Consider the following 14627-nt stretch of genomic DNA (forward strand, 5'->3'; position numbering starts at 1 on the left):
TTCCTGCGGTGGTGGTCCGACGCGATGAGGCGTCGGCACCAGCCGTCAGGCGTCAGGCGTCAGGCGTCAGGCGTCAGGCGTCAGGCGTCAGGCGCCGAGGATCTCGCGCGCCAGCTTGGCGGTCTCGGTCGGCGTCTTGCCGACCTTGACGCCGGCGGCCTCGAGGGCCTCCTTCTTCGCCGCGGCGGTGCCGGAGGAGCCGGAGACGATGGCGCCTGCGTGGCCCATGGTCTTGCCCTCGGGGGCGGTGAAGCCCGCGACGTAACCGACGACCGGCTTGGTGACGTTCTTCGCGATGAAGTCCGCCGCACGCTCCTCGGCGTCGCCGCCGATCTCGCCGATCATGACGATCAGGTCGGTGTCGGGGTCGGCCTCGAACGCCGCGAGGGCGTCGATGTGCGTCGTGCCGATGACCGGGTCGCCACCGATGCCGACGGCGGACGAGAAGCCGATGTCACGGAGCTCGTACATCATCTGGTAGGTCAGCGTGCCGGACTTCGACACGAGACCGATGCGGCCGGGCTTGGTGATGTCGCCCGGGATGATGCCGGCGTTGGACTGACCGGGGGTGATGAGACCCGGGCAGTTCGGGCCGATGATCCGGGTCTTGTTGCCCTTCGCGCCGGCGTACGCCCAGAAGGCGGCCGAGTCGTGGACGGCGATGCCCTCGGTGATCACGACGGCGAGCGGGATCTCGGCGTCGATCGCCTCGACGACGGCGGCCTTCGAGAAGGCCGGCGGCACGAAGAGGACGGACACGTTCGCGCCGGTCTTCTCCATCGCCTCGGCGACGGAGCCGAAGACCGGTACCTCGGTGCCGTCGAAGTCGACGGTCGTGCCGGCCTTGCGCGGGTTCACGCCGCCGACGATGTTGGTGCCGTCGGCGAGCATGAGCTTGGTGTGCTTCATGCCCGTCGCGCCGGTCATCCCCTGGACGATGACCTTGCTGTCCTTGGTGAGGAAGATAGCCATGGTGGTCTGAGTCCCTCTTCCTTACTTCGCAGCCGCGGCGAGCTCGGCGGCCTTGTCGGCCGCGCCGTCCATGGTGTCCACGCGCTGAACGAGCGGGTGGTTGGCGTCGGAGAGGATCTTGCGACCCAGCTCCGCGTTGTTGCCGTCAAGGCGCACGACGAGCGGCTTGGTGACCGCTTCGCCCTTGGACTTGAGCAGCTCGAGCGCCTGGACGATGCCGTTGGCGACCTCGTCGCAGGCGGTGATGCCGCCGAAGACGTTGACGAACACGGACTTGACGTCCGGGTCGCCGAGGATGATCTCCAGGCCGTTCGCCATGACCTCTGCGGAGGCGCCGCCACCGATGTCGAGGAAGTTGGCGGGCTTCACGTTGCCGTGGTTCTCACCGGCGTACGCGACGACGTCCAGCGTCGACATGACCAGACCGGCACCGTTACCGATGATGCCGACCTCGCCGTCGAGCTTCACGTAGTTGAGGTTCTTGGCCTTGGCGGCAGCCTCGAGCGGGTTGGCTGCGGCCTTGTCCTCGAGCGCCTCGTGCCCGGGCTGACGGAAGTCGGCGTTCTCGTCGAGAGACACCTTTCCGTCGAGCGCCAGGATGCGGCCGTCCTTGGTCTTCACCAGCGGGTTGACCTCGACGAGGAGGGCGTCCTCGGCGACGAAGGTGTCCCACAGGGTCACCAGGGCCTCGGCGACGCCCTCGGCCACGTCGGCCGGGAACTTCGCCTGGGCCACGATCTCGCGGGCCTTGACGATGTCAACGCCGTCGACGGCGTTGACCGGGACCTTCGCGAGGGCCTCGGGGGTCTTCTCCGCGACCTCCTCGATGTCCATGCCGCCCTGCACCGAGGCCATGGCCAGGAAGGTGCGGTTGGTGCGGTCGAGGAGGTACGAGACGTAGTACTCCGCCTCGATCTCCGGGGACAGCTCGGCGATCATCACCTTGTGGACCGTGTGGCCCTTGATGTCCATGCCGAGGATGTCGGTCGCCCGGGCGACCGCCTCGTCGGGGTTGGCGGCCAGCTTCACGCCACCGGCCTTGCCGCGGCCGCCGACCTTCACCTGGGCCTTGACGACAGACTTGCCGCCCAGCCGCTCGGTCGCCTCGCGGGCTGCCTCAGGCGTCTCGATCACTTCACCGGCCAGCACCGGTACACCGTGCTTGGCGAAGAGGTCCCTCGCCTGGTACTCGAACAGGTCCACGCGCGTCCGTCCCTTATCAAATGGTCTCGCGGTTGGTTTTCTGCGTGGGCGTGCCGCGAGGGGCAACGTGACTGCTCTGTCACTAGGAAGGCGCACACGGTGACCGAATACGCGGCATGTCCATCTCGCAGGTTATCCCCGCGCCCCGCATGACCCTAAATCGCAGATCCCACCTGGGCGGTGATTACGGTCACAGATCGCGCTGGTAGCCGGGTCGCAGTGGACAAATCGACACGGGAAGAGGATGGGAGAGCCGGACGCGGACCGGGCGGACTCCACGTCCCGGGCGTGGTGGACTCCACCTCCCGGGCCCGGGTCAGTGACCGAATCCCTGAGCGGTCTCCTTGTCCGGTATCGGCAGGGGCCGCTTCTCGATGGCGGCCGCCATCACGTCCGGGAAGAGGTCCGGCGTACAGGCGAAGGCGGGAGCGCCCAGTGCGGAGAGTGCCGCCGCGTGGTCGCGGTCGTAGGCGGGCGCTCCCTCGTCGGAGAGGGCGAGGAGGGTCACGAACTGCACCCCGGACGCCTTCATCGCGGCGACCCGCTTCAGCATCTCGTTGCGGATGCCGCCCTCGTAGAGGTCGCTGATGAGCACGACGACGGTGTCCGCGGGGCGGGTGATCCTGGACTGGCAGTAGGCGAGCGCGCGGTTGATGTCGGTGCCGCCGCCGAGTTGGGTGCCGAAGAGCACGTCGACGGGGTCGTCGAGCTGGTCGGTGAGGTCGACGACGGCCGTGTCGAAGACGACGAGCCGGGTCTGCAGCGAGCGCATCGAGGCGAGGACGGCGCCGAAGACGGAGGCGTAGACGACGGAGGCCGCCATCGAGCCCGACTGGTCGATGCAGAGGACGACGTCCTTCTTGACGGACTGCGCTGCCCGCCCGTAGCCGATGAGCCGCTCGGGGACGATCGTGCCGGCCCCGTCCTCGCCGGGGAGGGTGAGGTAGTTCTTGAGGTTGGCCCGGATGGTGCGGTCCCAGTCGATGTCGTGGTGCCGGGGCCGCGTGACCTTCGCGGACCGGTCGAGTGCCCCGGTCAGCGTGGCTCTGGTGCGCGTGGAGAGCTGCCGCTCCAGCTTCTCGACGACCTTGCGCACGACGGCTCTGGCCGTCTCCTTCGTCGTCTCGGGCATGGCCTTGTTGAGGGAGAGAAGGGTGCCGACGAGATGGACGTCCGCCTCGACGGCTTCCAGCATCTCCGGTTCGAGCAGGAGCGCGGAGAGGCCGAGGCGGTCGATGGCGTCGCGCTGCATGACCTGGACGACGGACGTGGGGAAGTACGTACGGATGTCGCCGAGCCAGCGGGCCACGGACGGGGCGGAGGCCCCGAGTCCGGCCGATCGTCCGCCGCCGCCCCTGCCTCCGGGCCGGCCCCCGCTCTCGTACAGCGCGGTCAGCGCACCGTCCATCGCGGCGTCGCGGCCGGTGAGGGTGCATCCGGTGCTCTCCGCGCTGTCCGCACCCAGCACCATGCGCCACCGCCGCAGCCGTTCCCCGTCATCGAGGGGAGGTGGTGCGGTCGCCGCCGCCGGTGCAGTTGCCGTTGCCGTTGCCGTTGCTGCCATGTCCACCGCGTCCGTGTCGCCTACTGCCGTCATCCCGTTGCCCCCAGCCGTTCCTCGTGGTTGTCGGGTGTCTCCGTCATCGGCTCGGCGTCCAGGCCAAGCAGCAGGCGCAGGACCGGCACCACCGCGTCCGCGCGCGCCGCGTCGAGGACGGGGCCGAATCCGGGCGCCGTGGACTCCCCGCCCGGGACCGCTCCCCCGCCCGGGACCGTACGGACGGCCGGGCCGCGCCGGACAAGCTCGCCCAAGGTGCGGCGCACGCCCGGTTCGTACGCCGAGAACGTGCGTCGCAGCAGAGGCAGCACGTCGGTGAAGGTGTCCGCGGGGACGCCGCTGAGCCAGGAGTCGACCAGCGCGAGCAACCGCTCGTCGTGGACCAGGAGCATGCCGCCGCCTGCCGCGCCGCCGACGAATCCCTCGATCCATGCGGCGGCGTCGGCGGGAGGCGTGCCCGGTGACAGGGCGAGGCCCATCAGCCGGGCGGCCTCGTCCTGGGCGAGGTGTCCGTCGTCGAGCAGCAGCCGGGCAGCCCGGCCGCGGATCACGCCGACGACCGCGTCCCGGGCGGCCAGCTTGTGCAGGACCGCTCTCCAGCGCTCGCGCAGCCCGTCCGCGTTCTCCGGGACCGCGCCGGCGAGCAGTCCGATCGCCGCGTGGACGCCGTCCACCTGGCGGCGCAGGGCGGCTGCCCCGTCCGCGTCGAGCCCGGTGCAGGCGGGCGGCAGGCCGACGCAGATCCGCTCCGCGAGCCCGGCCGCGACCTTCCCCAGCGCGGCGGTGTCCGTGGCGCGGACGTCCCCGTAGCGCAGGGTGCGGGCCAGGGCCGGCAGGGCGTCGGCGAGGTGGCCGACGTCGGCGTCGAGGGCGGCGCGGTCGGCGAGGACCCGCATCACGACGGGGAGGGCATCCGTGAGCCCGGCGAGCAGGCACCGCTCGGCCAGGGCGGTCACCTCGGCGAGGGCGGGGGCCGCCAGGGCGTCCGACTCGGCGCGTGCCGTGGCGGCGGAGAGGACGGTGGTGCCCCAGACGCCAGCCTCCGCGACCCGTACGTACAGCTCGGGCTCCCAGCGCAGCCGCCAGCTCTCGCGGAAGGTGCCGGTACTCCCCCGGCCCGCGGTGGGTTCTCCCCAGCCGATGCCGAGGAGGCGCAGCCGGTGCAGGAGCCTGCTGCGTGCCGCGTCGGTGTCCTTGCGGAGGTCGAGGTCCAATTCCCGTTCGCTCGCCTCCGGTTTGAGCCGGAGGGTGCGCTGCTGCCGGTTGAGGTCGCGCTGCAGCGGTACGGCCGGCGCGGTGTCGGGAACCTCGCCGAGGGTCACGCCGACGACCAGGCGGTCCCGGACGAGGGCGAGCGGCACGTCGGAGCCTTCGCACATCACCGCCCGGACGGCGTCGGTGGTCTCGCTCAGTCCGGCGAGCGGCCGGCCCCGCATGGCGGCAAGGGTGTCGGCGAGACGGACGGCTTCGATGACATGGGCGGAGGACACGAACCGGTCCTCGTCGCGAAGGAGTCCGGCGACCTTGGTCATCCACCGGGCGACCGGGCGGTCCGGAGAGGCGAAGAGGTGCTCGTACCAGCCGGGCGAGTCGATGCCCGCCCCGTATCCGCTGTGGCGGGCGAGCCGCTGATGGGTCCAGGGCACCCAGGTCAGCTCGGTCTTGACCTTGGGGAGGCCCTTGAGGAGGGCCCGGTCGGCGGCCTGCGTCGTTTTCGCTTCGAGCGCGGGAACGTGCCAGGCGCCGCAGACCACGGCGAAGGCGTCCCCGAACTCCTTGCGTGCGGCGCGGAGTTGGATGCGCATGTGCGCCTCCCGGACCGCGTCCCTGGGGTGCCCGCCGTCCCCGTACACCTCACGCAGGGCCGTCATCGCCTCGCCGAGCGCGGCGAAGGCGGCCAGCGGGTCGGCGGGCACCGGGGCCGTCGTGGCGCCGGGGACGCCTGATGCACCGGCGGCTCCGGGGGCGCCCGGTGCTCCGGGGACGCGATGCTCGACGACGTCCTCCCACCAGCGCTCGGGGTCGTCGTAGCCCGCCGTCTCGGCCAGCACCCGGATCGGGTCCACGGGAACGGGCCGGGGCCCGTCCTCCTCCTGCTCGCCTTCGAACCGTTCCGCATGGCCGCCCCCCGCGCCCTCCTCCGTCATCGCGAGGGAGTGGGCCGCGGGCAGGTCGATGAAGCGGACCGGGACATCGTGTGCCAGCGCCCAGCGGATCGCGACCCATTCGGGCGAGAACGCGGCGAGCGGCCAGAACGCCGCCCGGCCCGGATCGTCCACCGCATGGGCGAGCAGGGCGACGGGCGGGCGCATCTGTTCGTCGGCGGCGAGCGGCAGCAGCGCGTCGCCCTCGGGCGGCCCTTCGATGAGCACCGCCTGCGGGCAGGCGGCGTCCAGCGCGGCGAGGACGGCGCGGGCGGAGCCCGGGCCGTGGTGCCGCACCCCCAGCAGCAGCGGCCCCGGCGGGCGGGCGGCGGTCACGCGGAGACCTCACGGCAGGCGCGGTAGAAGTCCTTCCAGCCGTCCCGCTCGCGCACCACGGTCTCCAGGTACTCCTGCCAGACCACCCGGTCGGCCGCCGGATCACGGACGACCGCGCCGAGAATCCCGGCGGCGACGTCCCCGGGGCGCAGCACGCCGTCGCCGAAGTGGGCGGCGAGGGCCAGGCCGTTCGTGACGACGGAGATGGCCTCGGCCGTGGACAGGGTCCCCGAGGGGGACTTGAGCTTGGTGCGGCCGTCGGTGGTGACTCCGTCGCGCAGTTCGCGGAAGACCGTGACCACGCGGCGGATCTCCGCGAGGCCGTCGGGCGCCGGCGGCAGGTCGAGCGAGCGCCCGACCTGGTCGACGCGCCGGGAGACGATGTCGACCTCCGCCTCGGGCGTGGCGGGCAGCGGCAGCACCACGGTGTTGAAGCGGCGGCGCAGGGCGCTGGACAGCTCGTTGACGCCGCGGTCGCGGTCGTTGGCCGTGGCGATGACGTTGAAGCCGCGGACGGCCTGGACCTCCTGCCCCAGTTCGGGCAGCGGCAGGGTCTTCTCCGACAGGATCGTGATCAGCGAGTCCTGCACATCGGCGGGGATGCGGGTGAGCTCCTCGATCCGGGCGGTCATCCCCTCGGACATGGCGCGCATCAGCGGGCTGGGCACCAGCGCGTCGCGGCTGGGGCCATGGGCGAGCAGCCGGGCGTAGTTCCATCCGTAGCGGACGGCTTCCTCGGGTGTGCCCGCCGTGCCCTGGACGAGGAGCGTCGAGTCACCGCTGACGGCGGCCGCGAGGTGCTCGGACACCCAGGTCTTGGCGGTGCCGGGCACGCCGAGGAGCAGCAGCGCCCGGTCGGTGGCGAGGGTGGTGACGGCGACCTCCACGAGGCGGCGCGGGCCCACGTACTTCGGTGTGATCACCGTGCCGTCGGGCAGGGCGCCACCGAGCAGGTACGTGGCGACGGCCCACGGCGACAGGAGCCAACGCTCGGGCCTGGGGCGGTCGTCGGCGGCGGCGAGTGCCTTCAGCTCGTCGGCGAAGGCGTCCTCGGCATGCGGGCGCAGGACTTCTGCGCCGATGGTCGTGGTGGTGTCGGACACGGTCATGGATCCCCCTCCAGGTCGTTCGGCCTGATGCGCTTCCCACGGTGCACCATGGCACTGACAATCGGTCTTTCCGCAGGTGGGAGCCGGTTGTCAGTGGCGGGGCCTACCGTCGTGACCATGCTGCTGACTGACGGGGGAAAACCCTTGGGCGCCGCTGCTCCGGCGGCGCACCTGACGGTGGAGCAGGTCCTGGCCCTGGCTCCTGACGACGCTTCACGCAAGGCGGGGAACAAGCTGGGTTCGGCCGGTCCGTGGTCGGACACCGGAGGGGATGGTGCGGGCGCGGTGTGGGGGCTGTGCCGGGGAAGCGGGCGCACGCCGTACCGGACGGTGATCGACACGACGGGCCCTGCGTACAAGTGCAGTTGCCCCAGCCGGAAGTTCCCGTGCAAGCACGCGCTGGGCCTGCTGCTGCTCCACGCGTCCGACGGATCGGCGGTTCCCGCCGGCGATCCGCCCGACTGGGCGGGAGAGTGGCTGGCCGGCCGTCGGGCTCGCGCCCAGGTCAAGGAACAGGCCGCGGGCGGCGTTCCGGCCGATCCGGAGGCCGCCCGGCGCCGCGCCGAGCGCCGGGCCGAGCGGATCGGCGGCGGTGCTCAGGAGCTGGAGCGGCGCCTGACCGACCTGCTCCGTGGCGGGCTGGCCGCGGCCGAGCAGGCGGGGTACGGGCTGTGGGAGGAGACGGCCGCCCGCATGGTCGACGCGCAGGCGCCCGGTCTGGCCGGCCGGGTGCGGGAGCTGGGCGCGATTCCGGCGTCCGGTCCGGGCTGGCCGGTGCGGCTGCTGGAGGAGTGCGCGCTGCTCCACCTGCTGGACACGGCGTGGTTGGGCATCGAGCGGCTTCCGCAGCCGCTGGCGGCGACGGTCCGCACCCGCGTGGGCCTTACGGCCGCCGCGGAGGGGCCGCCGGTGCGTGACCAGTGGCTGGTCCTCGCGCAGTACGACACGCCCGAAGGCAAGATCGTCACACGCCGCATCTGGCTGTACGGCAGGGGCTCGGGCCGCATCGCGCTGCTGCTGTCCTTCGGGGCTGCGGGCCGCTCGCCCGCGCAGGCGCTGCCGATTGGGTCCACGCTCGATGCCGAGGTCACGTTCCATCCCGGCTCCGGACAGCTGCGGGCCGAACTGGGCGAGCAGTTCGGTGTGCCCGTGGTGGCCGGACCGCCGCCGCGCGGGGTTGCGGTCGGCGGGGCGATCGCCGCTTACGGCAGGGCGCTGAGCGAGGACCCATGGCTGGACTCCTGGCCGGTGACGCTGAGCGATGTCATACCGGTGCCGGCCGCGGACGGCTGGCAACTGGCGGACGCGCGGGGCGATGCGGCCCTGCCCGTCGCCGCTGGCGCACTGTCCCGGCCGGCGCTGTGGAAGCTCGTCGCGCTCTCCGGCGGTGGCCCGGTCACCGTCTTCGGTGAGTGCGGCCACCGCGGCTTCGACCCGCTCGCGGCATGGCCGTCAGGAGGCGAGGGAGGCGGCGCCGCGCCGGCCGGTCCGTCGTCGCACGCCGGGCCCGACACCACCGGGACCGTGCCGCTCATCTGACCCTGGAGGAGGAACGTTGCCACGCACCACCACCCCCATGCCCACCACACCCACACCCACCACTCCCCCGCCCGCCACCGCACGCACGACCCCGCGCACGGCCGCGTCCCGGACCGGTTCTTCCGCCACCGCGCCCGCCGGCGGCCGGTTGCCCCCGCCGTGGGAGGAACTCGTCACCTCGGCGCTGCTCGGCACCGACCGCCGGCCGCCCGCAGCCTCGTCCGGCACCGGCCCGGACGCCGCCGCGGCCGCACTGCTGGACGCCGCCGCGCTGCACACCGTGCGGCGCCGTGCGGGTCTGCTGCCGGCCCCCGCCGGGCCCCGGCCCGCTCCCGCGCCAGAAGACACACGGCCGGCGCTTCCGGAGGCCGCCCGGAGCAGGCTGGCGCAGTTGCTCGCGGACCGGGCGGCGCCCAGCGGTTCCGGGGGCAGGCGCGGCACGGCACCCGATCTCACGGAACTGATCCCGCAGTGGCTCGCCGTCGCCAACCAGTACGGCTACCGAGCCCCGGACGCCGCGTTGCCGCCTCTGCTGGACGCGGCCCGGGCACGTACCGATCTGCGGCCCCAGGCCCTGACGTTCGCCGGACCGCGCGGACTGTGGCTGGCCGGGCTGAACCCCGACTGGAAGTTCGCGTTGCGGGGCGCGTCCGGCAGCGCGCTGCTGCCCGAGGTGACGGACCGGGAGGCGGTGCGCCGCCTGTGGGAGGAGGGCCTGTTCGCCGAACGCGTCGCCCTGCTGTCCGCCGTACGGGCGCATGACGCGGACGCCGCCCGCGCCCTGCTCGCCACCACCTGGTCCACGGAGCGGGCCGAGGACCGGCTGATGTTCCTCGACTCGCTGCGCACCGGTCTCTCCGGGGCCGACGAGGAGTTCCTGGAGCAGGGCCTCGCCGACCGCAGCCGCAATGTGCGCGCCACGGCCGCCGAGTTGCTGTCCGCCCTGCCCGGATCGGCGCTGGCCCGTCGGATGGCGGCCCGCGCCCTGTCCTGCGTGAGCCCGGGGCTCACCGGCACCGGTCCGTCCGTGGCCGTGGAGGCCCCTCACGAATGCGATGCGGCGATGCAGCACGACGGCGTGGTGGCGGTCCCGCCGTCCGGGCGGGGCGAGCGCTCCTGGTGGCTGGGCCAGCTGGTGGAGGCGTCGCCGCTGTCCGTCTGGCCGGCGCGGTTCGGCGGCCGTTGCGCCCAGGAGATCGTGGAGCTTCCCGTGGCCGACGGCTGGGGCGAGGAACTGCACGCGGCCTGGTGCCGGGCGGCGGTCCGGCAGCGCGACCCTGACTGGGCGCGGGCTCTGCTCGGTGCCCCCTCCACGCCTCCGTCGAACGGCCCCGGCACGGCGTCGCTCGCCGAGCGGTCGAAGCTCCTGGCCGTACTGCCCGCCGCGGAACGGGCCGACTGGGTGGCCGGGTTCATCGCGGCCCACGGCCTGTCGGAGGCGTTCCAGCTCCTGGGCGTCTGCCCGACGCCCTGGGCCGAGCCGCTGGGGCGGTCCGTCGTGGACGCCCTCGACATCGCCCGGGACGCGGGCAGCTACCCCTGGAGCTTCAGCGGAGTGATGGGCCTCGCAGAGCGCTGTCTGAACCCGGCCGAGGCGGACCGGCTGGAGGTGCTCACCACCACGCCCGACGAGCCCGCGGACGCCTCACCGGGTGCGAACGGCTACTGGTCGGAGGCGTTCCAGCGCCTGGTCTCCACGTTGCGGCTGCGCGCGGCGATGGACCGGGAGTTCATACCGGCCAGCTGAGCCTGCTAGGGGGCGCCTCGCCGTGTCCGGCCGGGCAGTGGGGGGACGTGCTGGCGTCCGGCCCGGGCTGCGGGTTGACTACGGCCCGGCCCGGCCCGGCACGGCACGGCCGGGCACGGGGCAGGGCAGCCCGCCGCCGGACGACGGCCACCACCGGACGGCGGCCTCGCCCGGTCACGGTCGGCCATCTCCCGGCTCAGGCCGCCGACCGGCGAAGCGGCCCACCCCTCCACCGACCGGGGGAACGGCTCACGCCTGAGTCGACCCGGCGAAGCGGCCCACCCCTCCACCGACCGGCGAAACGGCTCACGCCTGAGCCGACCCGGCGAAACGGCTCACGCCTCTGCCGACTGGCGGACATTCGCGTTGACCCAGTCGACGATCGCGACCGTCGTCGCGCCCGGGGTGAAGATCTCCGCGACACCCTGCTCCTTCAGCGGCGCGATGTCCGCCTCCGGAATGATCCCGCCGCCGAAGACCTTGATGTCCGCCGCCTCGCGCTCCTTCAACAGCTCGATCACCTTCGCGAAGAGCGTGTTGTGCGCACCGGAGAGGATCGAGAGGCCGATGGCGTCGGCGTCCTCCTGGATCGCGGTGTCGACGATCTGCTCAGGTGTCTGGTGGAGGCCCGTGTAGATGACCTCCATACCGGCGTCGCGCAGCGCTCGCGCGATCACCTTGGCCCCGCGGTCATGGCCGTCGAGGCCCGGCTTGGCCACCACGACACGGATCGGACCGGTCACACCCATCACTGCCTCCACATGCGTCTCCCGTGCCTGAAGGCCCGGGGATGTGAACGAACGTTATCGACAGCATCCCGCACGCCGCAGTTTCGCGGTGGACGGGGAGGGGGAAATCACACGTGGGACATGTTCACCGGGCGCCGTCCCCGCAGCACACGGCAGCCATGCCGTGCGGGACCGGCCGCCAGGGGAGCCGCGACGAGGTCGCCGCGTCACCGCGCCGTCAGCCGCACGGCACGGTGACACGGCTCGCCATCTGCCCGTCCGCCGGTCACCGCAGGCGATCCGGAGGTCACGGGCAGGCAGCGGGTCCCGGGACGGCGACCGGCCGGGCCCGGACCTCCGACACGGCGCCCCACGAGGGCATACGGGGCAGCGAGCCGCTTCTCCCCCGGGTGCCGGAGCAGGAGGTCGACCGTGAAGACCCTGCCTTTTCTTCCCCTACTGCTGCGCCGGCTGTGTGCGGGCACATGGCTGCCGTCCACCCGGATACCGTCCCCCCGGCTGTCCGCGGCCCTGCTCAGGGCCACCGCCCTAGAGCTGGTGGTCCTCGCCGGGCACACGCTCCTGTACCCGACCGGCATCACCGGTGAGCGGCCCCCCGCGGGCGGTGCGGAACCGGGAAGGGCGATGGCCGGCACGCCAGGAGGACAGACAGCCCCCACGCCCGCTCCCGCAGGGACGACGGCGCTGCCCGCCGACCACCCGGAGCGGCCGCCGGTCGTGCTCCTGCACGGCTTCATCGACAACCGGTCCGTCTTCGTCCTGCTGCGCCGTTCGCTGGCCCGGTACGGCTGGCACCACCTGGAGTCGCTCAACTACTCCCCGCTGACCTGCGACATCCGCACGGCCGCTGAACTGCTCGACCGGCACATCGAGGAGATCTGCGCCCGCACCGGCCATCGCGAGGTCGACATCGTCGGGCACAGCCTCGGCGGCCTGATAGCGCGCTACTACGTCCAGCGGCTGGGCGGCGACCGACGGGTCCGCACGCTCGTCACCCTCGGCACACCGCACGGCGGCACCTCCGTCGCCCCACTGGCCGCCGCCCACCCCATCGTGCGCCAGATGCGCAGCGGCTCGGCGCCGATCGAGGAGCTGCGGCTCCCCGCGCCCGGCTGCCGCACCCGGTTCGTCAGCTTCTGGAGCGAGCTGGACCAGGTGATCGTCCCGGTCGAGGCGGCCTGTATCGACCATCCGGATCTGGACGCGGTGAACGTACGCGTCAGCGGCGTCGGGCATCTCGCCCTGCCCGTGCACCCCGCCGTGGCCGCCGGCGTCCGCCAGGCGCTCGACGCGCCCGCGTCCGCCCATGGGTCGGCCGACGCCGCCTCCGTGGCGTGAATCCGCCCTAATCCGACTCAATCCATCTGATTTCGGAAGCCGCACCCCGCCCCGTCAACGTTTCACACCGCCCATAAATAGAACGAATTTCGAACGTAGAGCCAAGGCTGTGTGAGCAGCCCTCCGAAAGGCGGCCGATTGCCCGTTTCCTGAGCACCCGGAGGCCGGCGAAGATTGTCGGCGTCGCATACCGCCGGGTACAGTCGCGGCCACTGCTGTCCCACGGAGCCCCATTGGGCCCGGGACATGCTGGCCCTGCTGCCGAGGCGAGAGAGAAGTTGGTGAACGACCAGCACCCCCACGCCGGGTACGCCGGATATGACGGCCACTCCACGGGCGGCTTCGACACCGACCCGCTCTTCGGCTCCCTCCCCGGCACGTACGAAGGCACGCACGACGGCACGCACGACGGCACGCACGACGGCACGTATGACGCCTCGTACGGCGGCACGTACGAGACCGCGACGGGTTACGCCGCCCCCTACGGCAGCGACCAGGCCGGCCACAGCGGCACGTACGACTCCTCGCAGTGGGACACGGGCGCGCACCCCACGGCCGCGTACGGCCACGCCGCCGCCGACTACACGGCCTACACCGAGCAGCCCCAGCAGAACCAGCAGAACCAGCAGCAGCACCCGTACGACACCGGCTCCCCGTACGACACCGGCGCGACCTGGATCCCGGCGGACGGCGGCTACGGCCCCACGATCCCGGCCCAGCACCCCGCCCCCGACTCCTCCGGCCAGTGGGACACCACCTGGCAGCAGAGCGGCCAGTGGGCCGACGCCGGCACGACGGGTTACGACACCGGTGCCTACGACGCCACCGCCTGGAACACCGGCGCCACGCCCGGGTACGAACAGCAGACCGGGCACACCACTCCGCAGCAGGCTCCTCAGGAAGCACCGTACGAAGCGCCGGCCTCCTTCGACGCCTACGACCTCTACGAGCCGGAGCCGTACAGGACCGCCGAGTTCAGCCTCCCGGAGACGGACCTCGACGCAGAGACGACCGACGGGACCCACGGCACCGGCCCCGAGCCCGAAGACCACGCCCAGGACCACGAAGCCGCAGGAACCGCAGCCGAAGCAGCGCCGCCGGCCACCGGCCACCGCACCGCAGGCCGCCCCGTCACCCGCAGCGGCGGGCGAAGCCGCAGGCGCTCCCCCGCGAAGCGTTCCGCACTCCTCACCGTCGCCGTCCCCTCCGCCTGCGTGATGAGCGTGGCGGGGATCGCCGCAGCCTCCGTCGGCGGAATGGGCGGCGAGGAGAAGAAGGACGAGACCACGACGATGGCGGCCGCCGACCCCGGCACGGTCAAGCCCGTCGCGGCCAACAACAAGTTCGACACCCAGCTGGCCAACCTCAGCGCCGACGCGGAGAACTTCGCCGACCGCGCCAGCCGCACCCAGGAACGCATCGACCTGAAGGAGCGGCAGGCCGCCGAGAAGAAGAGGCGTGCGGCGGAGGCCGCCCGCAAGGAGGCCCTGCGCCCCAAGTTCGTCATGCCGGTCGCCAATCACCAGCTCAGCGCGTACTTCGGCCAGGCCGGCGTCAACTGGATGTCCGTGCACACAGGGATCGACTTCCCCGTCGACTACGGCACCCCTGTGATGGCCGCGACCGACGGCACCGTGCGCACGCAGTTCAACACCGCTTACGGGAACATGGCCATCGTCACCGCGGCCGACGGCACCGAGACCTGGTACTGCCACCTCAGCAGCACCCGGATCCGCTCGGGCTGGGTCAAGGCCGGTGACGTCATCGCGCACTCCGGCGACTCCGGCAACTCGACCGGCCCGCACCTGCACTTCGAGGTGCGGCCCGGCGGCGGCGCGGCCATCGACCCGCTGCCGTGGCTGCGCAGCCACAACGTCAACCCGAACTGACCGGCGCGCGCTCACGACGGCCGGGGCGGAACACCCCGGCCGG

General features: G+C 72.7%; 10 protein-coding genes. 4 read left to right on the top strand and 6 right to left on the bottom strand.

Annotation, left to right across the window (positions count from 1 at the left end; all coding sequences use genetic code 11):
• Positions 1–87: 87 nt before the first annotated feature.
• The 5 genes from sucD to ABTX18_RS15830 all read right to left on the bottom strand — a co-directional run bounded on the left by sucD (position 88) and on the right by ABTX18_RS15830 (position 7322).
• Positions 88–972, bottom strand: coding sequence for a succinate--CoA ligase subunit alpha (gene sucD, locus ABTX18_RS15810; protein WP_136327624.1), 885 nt, complete (start codon positions 970–972; stop codon positions 88–90).
• Between the two features lie 21 nt (positions 973–993).
• Positions 994–2175 (bottom strand): ADP-forming succinate--CoA ligase subunit beta, encoded by a 1182-nt coding sequence (gene sucC, locus ABTX18_RS15815; protein WP_136327623.1) that lies wholly within the window; start codon positions 2173–2175, stop codon positions 994–996.
• Between the two features lie 316 nt (positions 2176–2491).
• Complete coding sequence (locus ABTX18_RS15820) at positions 2492–3739, bottom strand: vWA domain-containing protein (protein ID WP_503061155.1); 1248 nt, start codon at positions 3737–3739, stop codon at positions 2492–2494.
• 29 nt (positions 3740–3768) lie between these two features.
• On the bottom strand, positions 3769–6213 hold the full coding sequence (locus ABTX18_RS15825; RefSeq protein ID WP_352123299.1) for a DUF5682 family protein: 2445 nt from the start codon (positions 6211–6213) through the stop codon (positions 3769–3771).
• Complete coding sequence (locus tag ABTX18_RS15830; RefSeq protein ID WP_352123300.1) at positions 6210–7322, bottom strand: ATP-binding protein; 1113 nt, start codon at positions 7320–7322, stop codon at positions 6210–6212. Before ABTX18_RS15830 ends, ABTX18_RS15825 begins: the two co-directional genes overlap by 4 nt.
• Positions 7323–7439: 117 nt before the next feature.
• Here ABTX18_RS15830 and ABTX18_RS15835 point away from each other — a divergent pair, with 117 nt between their 5' ends.
• Both ABTX18_RS15835 and ABTX18_RS15840 read left to right on the top strand, forming a co-directional pair.
• Positions 7440–8861: an SWIM zinc finger family protein gene (locus ABTX18_RS15835; protein ID WP_352123301.1), complete on the top strand. Its 1422-nt coding sequence runs from the start codon at positions 7440–7442 to the stop codon at positions 8859–8861.
• Positions 8862–8898: 37 nt separating this feature from the next.
• Positions 8899–10608, top strand: a complete 1710-nt coding sequence (locus ABTX18_RS15840; RefSeq protein ID WP_352123600.1) for a DUF5691 domain-containing protein — start codon at positions 8899–8901, stop codon at positions 10606–10608.
• Between the two features lie 335 nt (positions 10609–10943).
• On the opposite strand, the gene icmB is transcribed toward ABTX18_RS15840, so the two are convergent.
• Complete coding sequence (gene icmB, locus ABTX18_RS15845) at positions 10944–11357, bottom strand: coenzyme B12-dependent isobutyryl CoA mutase small subunit (RefSeq protein ID WP_352123302.1); 414 nt, start codon at positions 11355–11357, stop codon at positions 10944–10946.
• 411 nt (positions 11358–11768) lie between these two features.
• On the opposite strand from icmB, the gene ABTX18_RS15850 reads away from it, so the two are divergent.
• On the top strand, positions 11769–12695 hold the full coding sequence (locus tag ABTX18_RS15850) for an esterase/lipase family protein (RefSeq protein WP_503061156.1): 927 nt from the start codon (positions 11769–11771) through the stop codon (positions 12693–12695).
• Between the two features lie 281 nt (positions 12696–12976).
• A complete protein-coding gene (locus ABTX18_RS15855) occupies positions 12977–14584 on the top strand; it encodes a peptidoglycan DD-metalloendopeptidase family protein (protein WP_352123303.1) in 1608 nt (535 codons plus the stop codon).
• Positions 14585–14627: the final 43 nt, after the last annotated feature.

The sequence above is a fragment of the Streptomyces sp. NPDC096323 genome (assembly GCF_040302845.1).
Lineage (GTDB): Bacteria > Actinomycetota > Actinomycetes > Streptomycetales > Streptomycetaceae > Streptomyces.

Coding starts and splice junctions, on each gene's coding strand:
- sucD (WP_136327624.1), bottom strand. CDS start 972: ATGGCTATCTTCCTCACCAAGGACAGCAAGGTCATCGTCCAGGGGATG.
- ABTX18_RS15820 (WP_503061155.1), bottom strand. CDS start 3,739: ATGGCAGCAACGGCAACGGCAACGGCAACTGCACCGGCGGCGGCGACC.
- ABTX18_RS15830 (WP_352123300.1), bottom strand. CDS start 7,322: ATGACCGTGTCCGACACCACCACGACCATCGGCGCAGAAGTCCTGCGC.
- ABTX18_RS15835 (WP_352123301.1), top strand. CDS start 7,440: ATGCTGCTGACTGACGGGGGAAAACCCTTGGGCGCCGCTGCTCCGGCG.
- ABTX18_RS15840 (WP_352123600.1), top strand. CDS start 8,899: ATGCCCACCACACCCACACCCACCACTCCCCCGCCCGCCACCGCACGC.
- icmB (WP_352123302.1), bottom strand. CDS start 11,357: ATGGGTGTGACCGGTCCGATCCGTGTCGTGGTGGCCAAGCCGGGCCTC.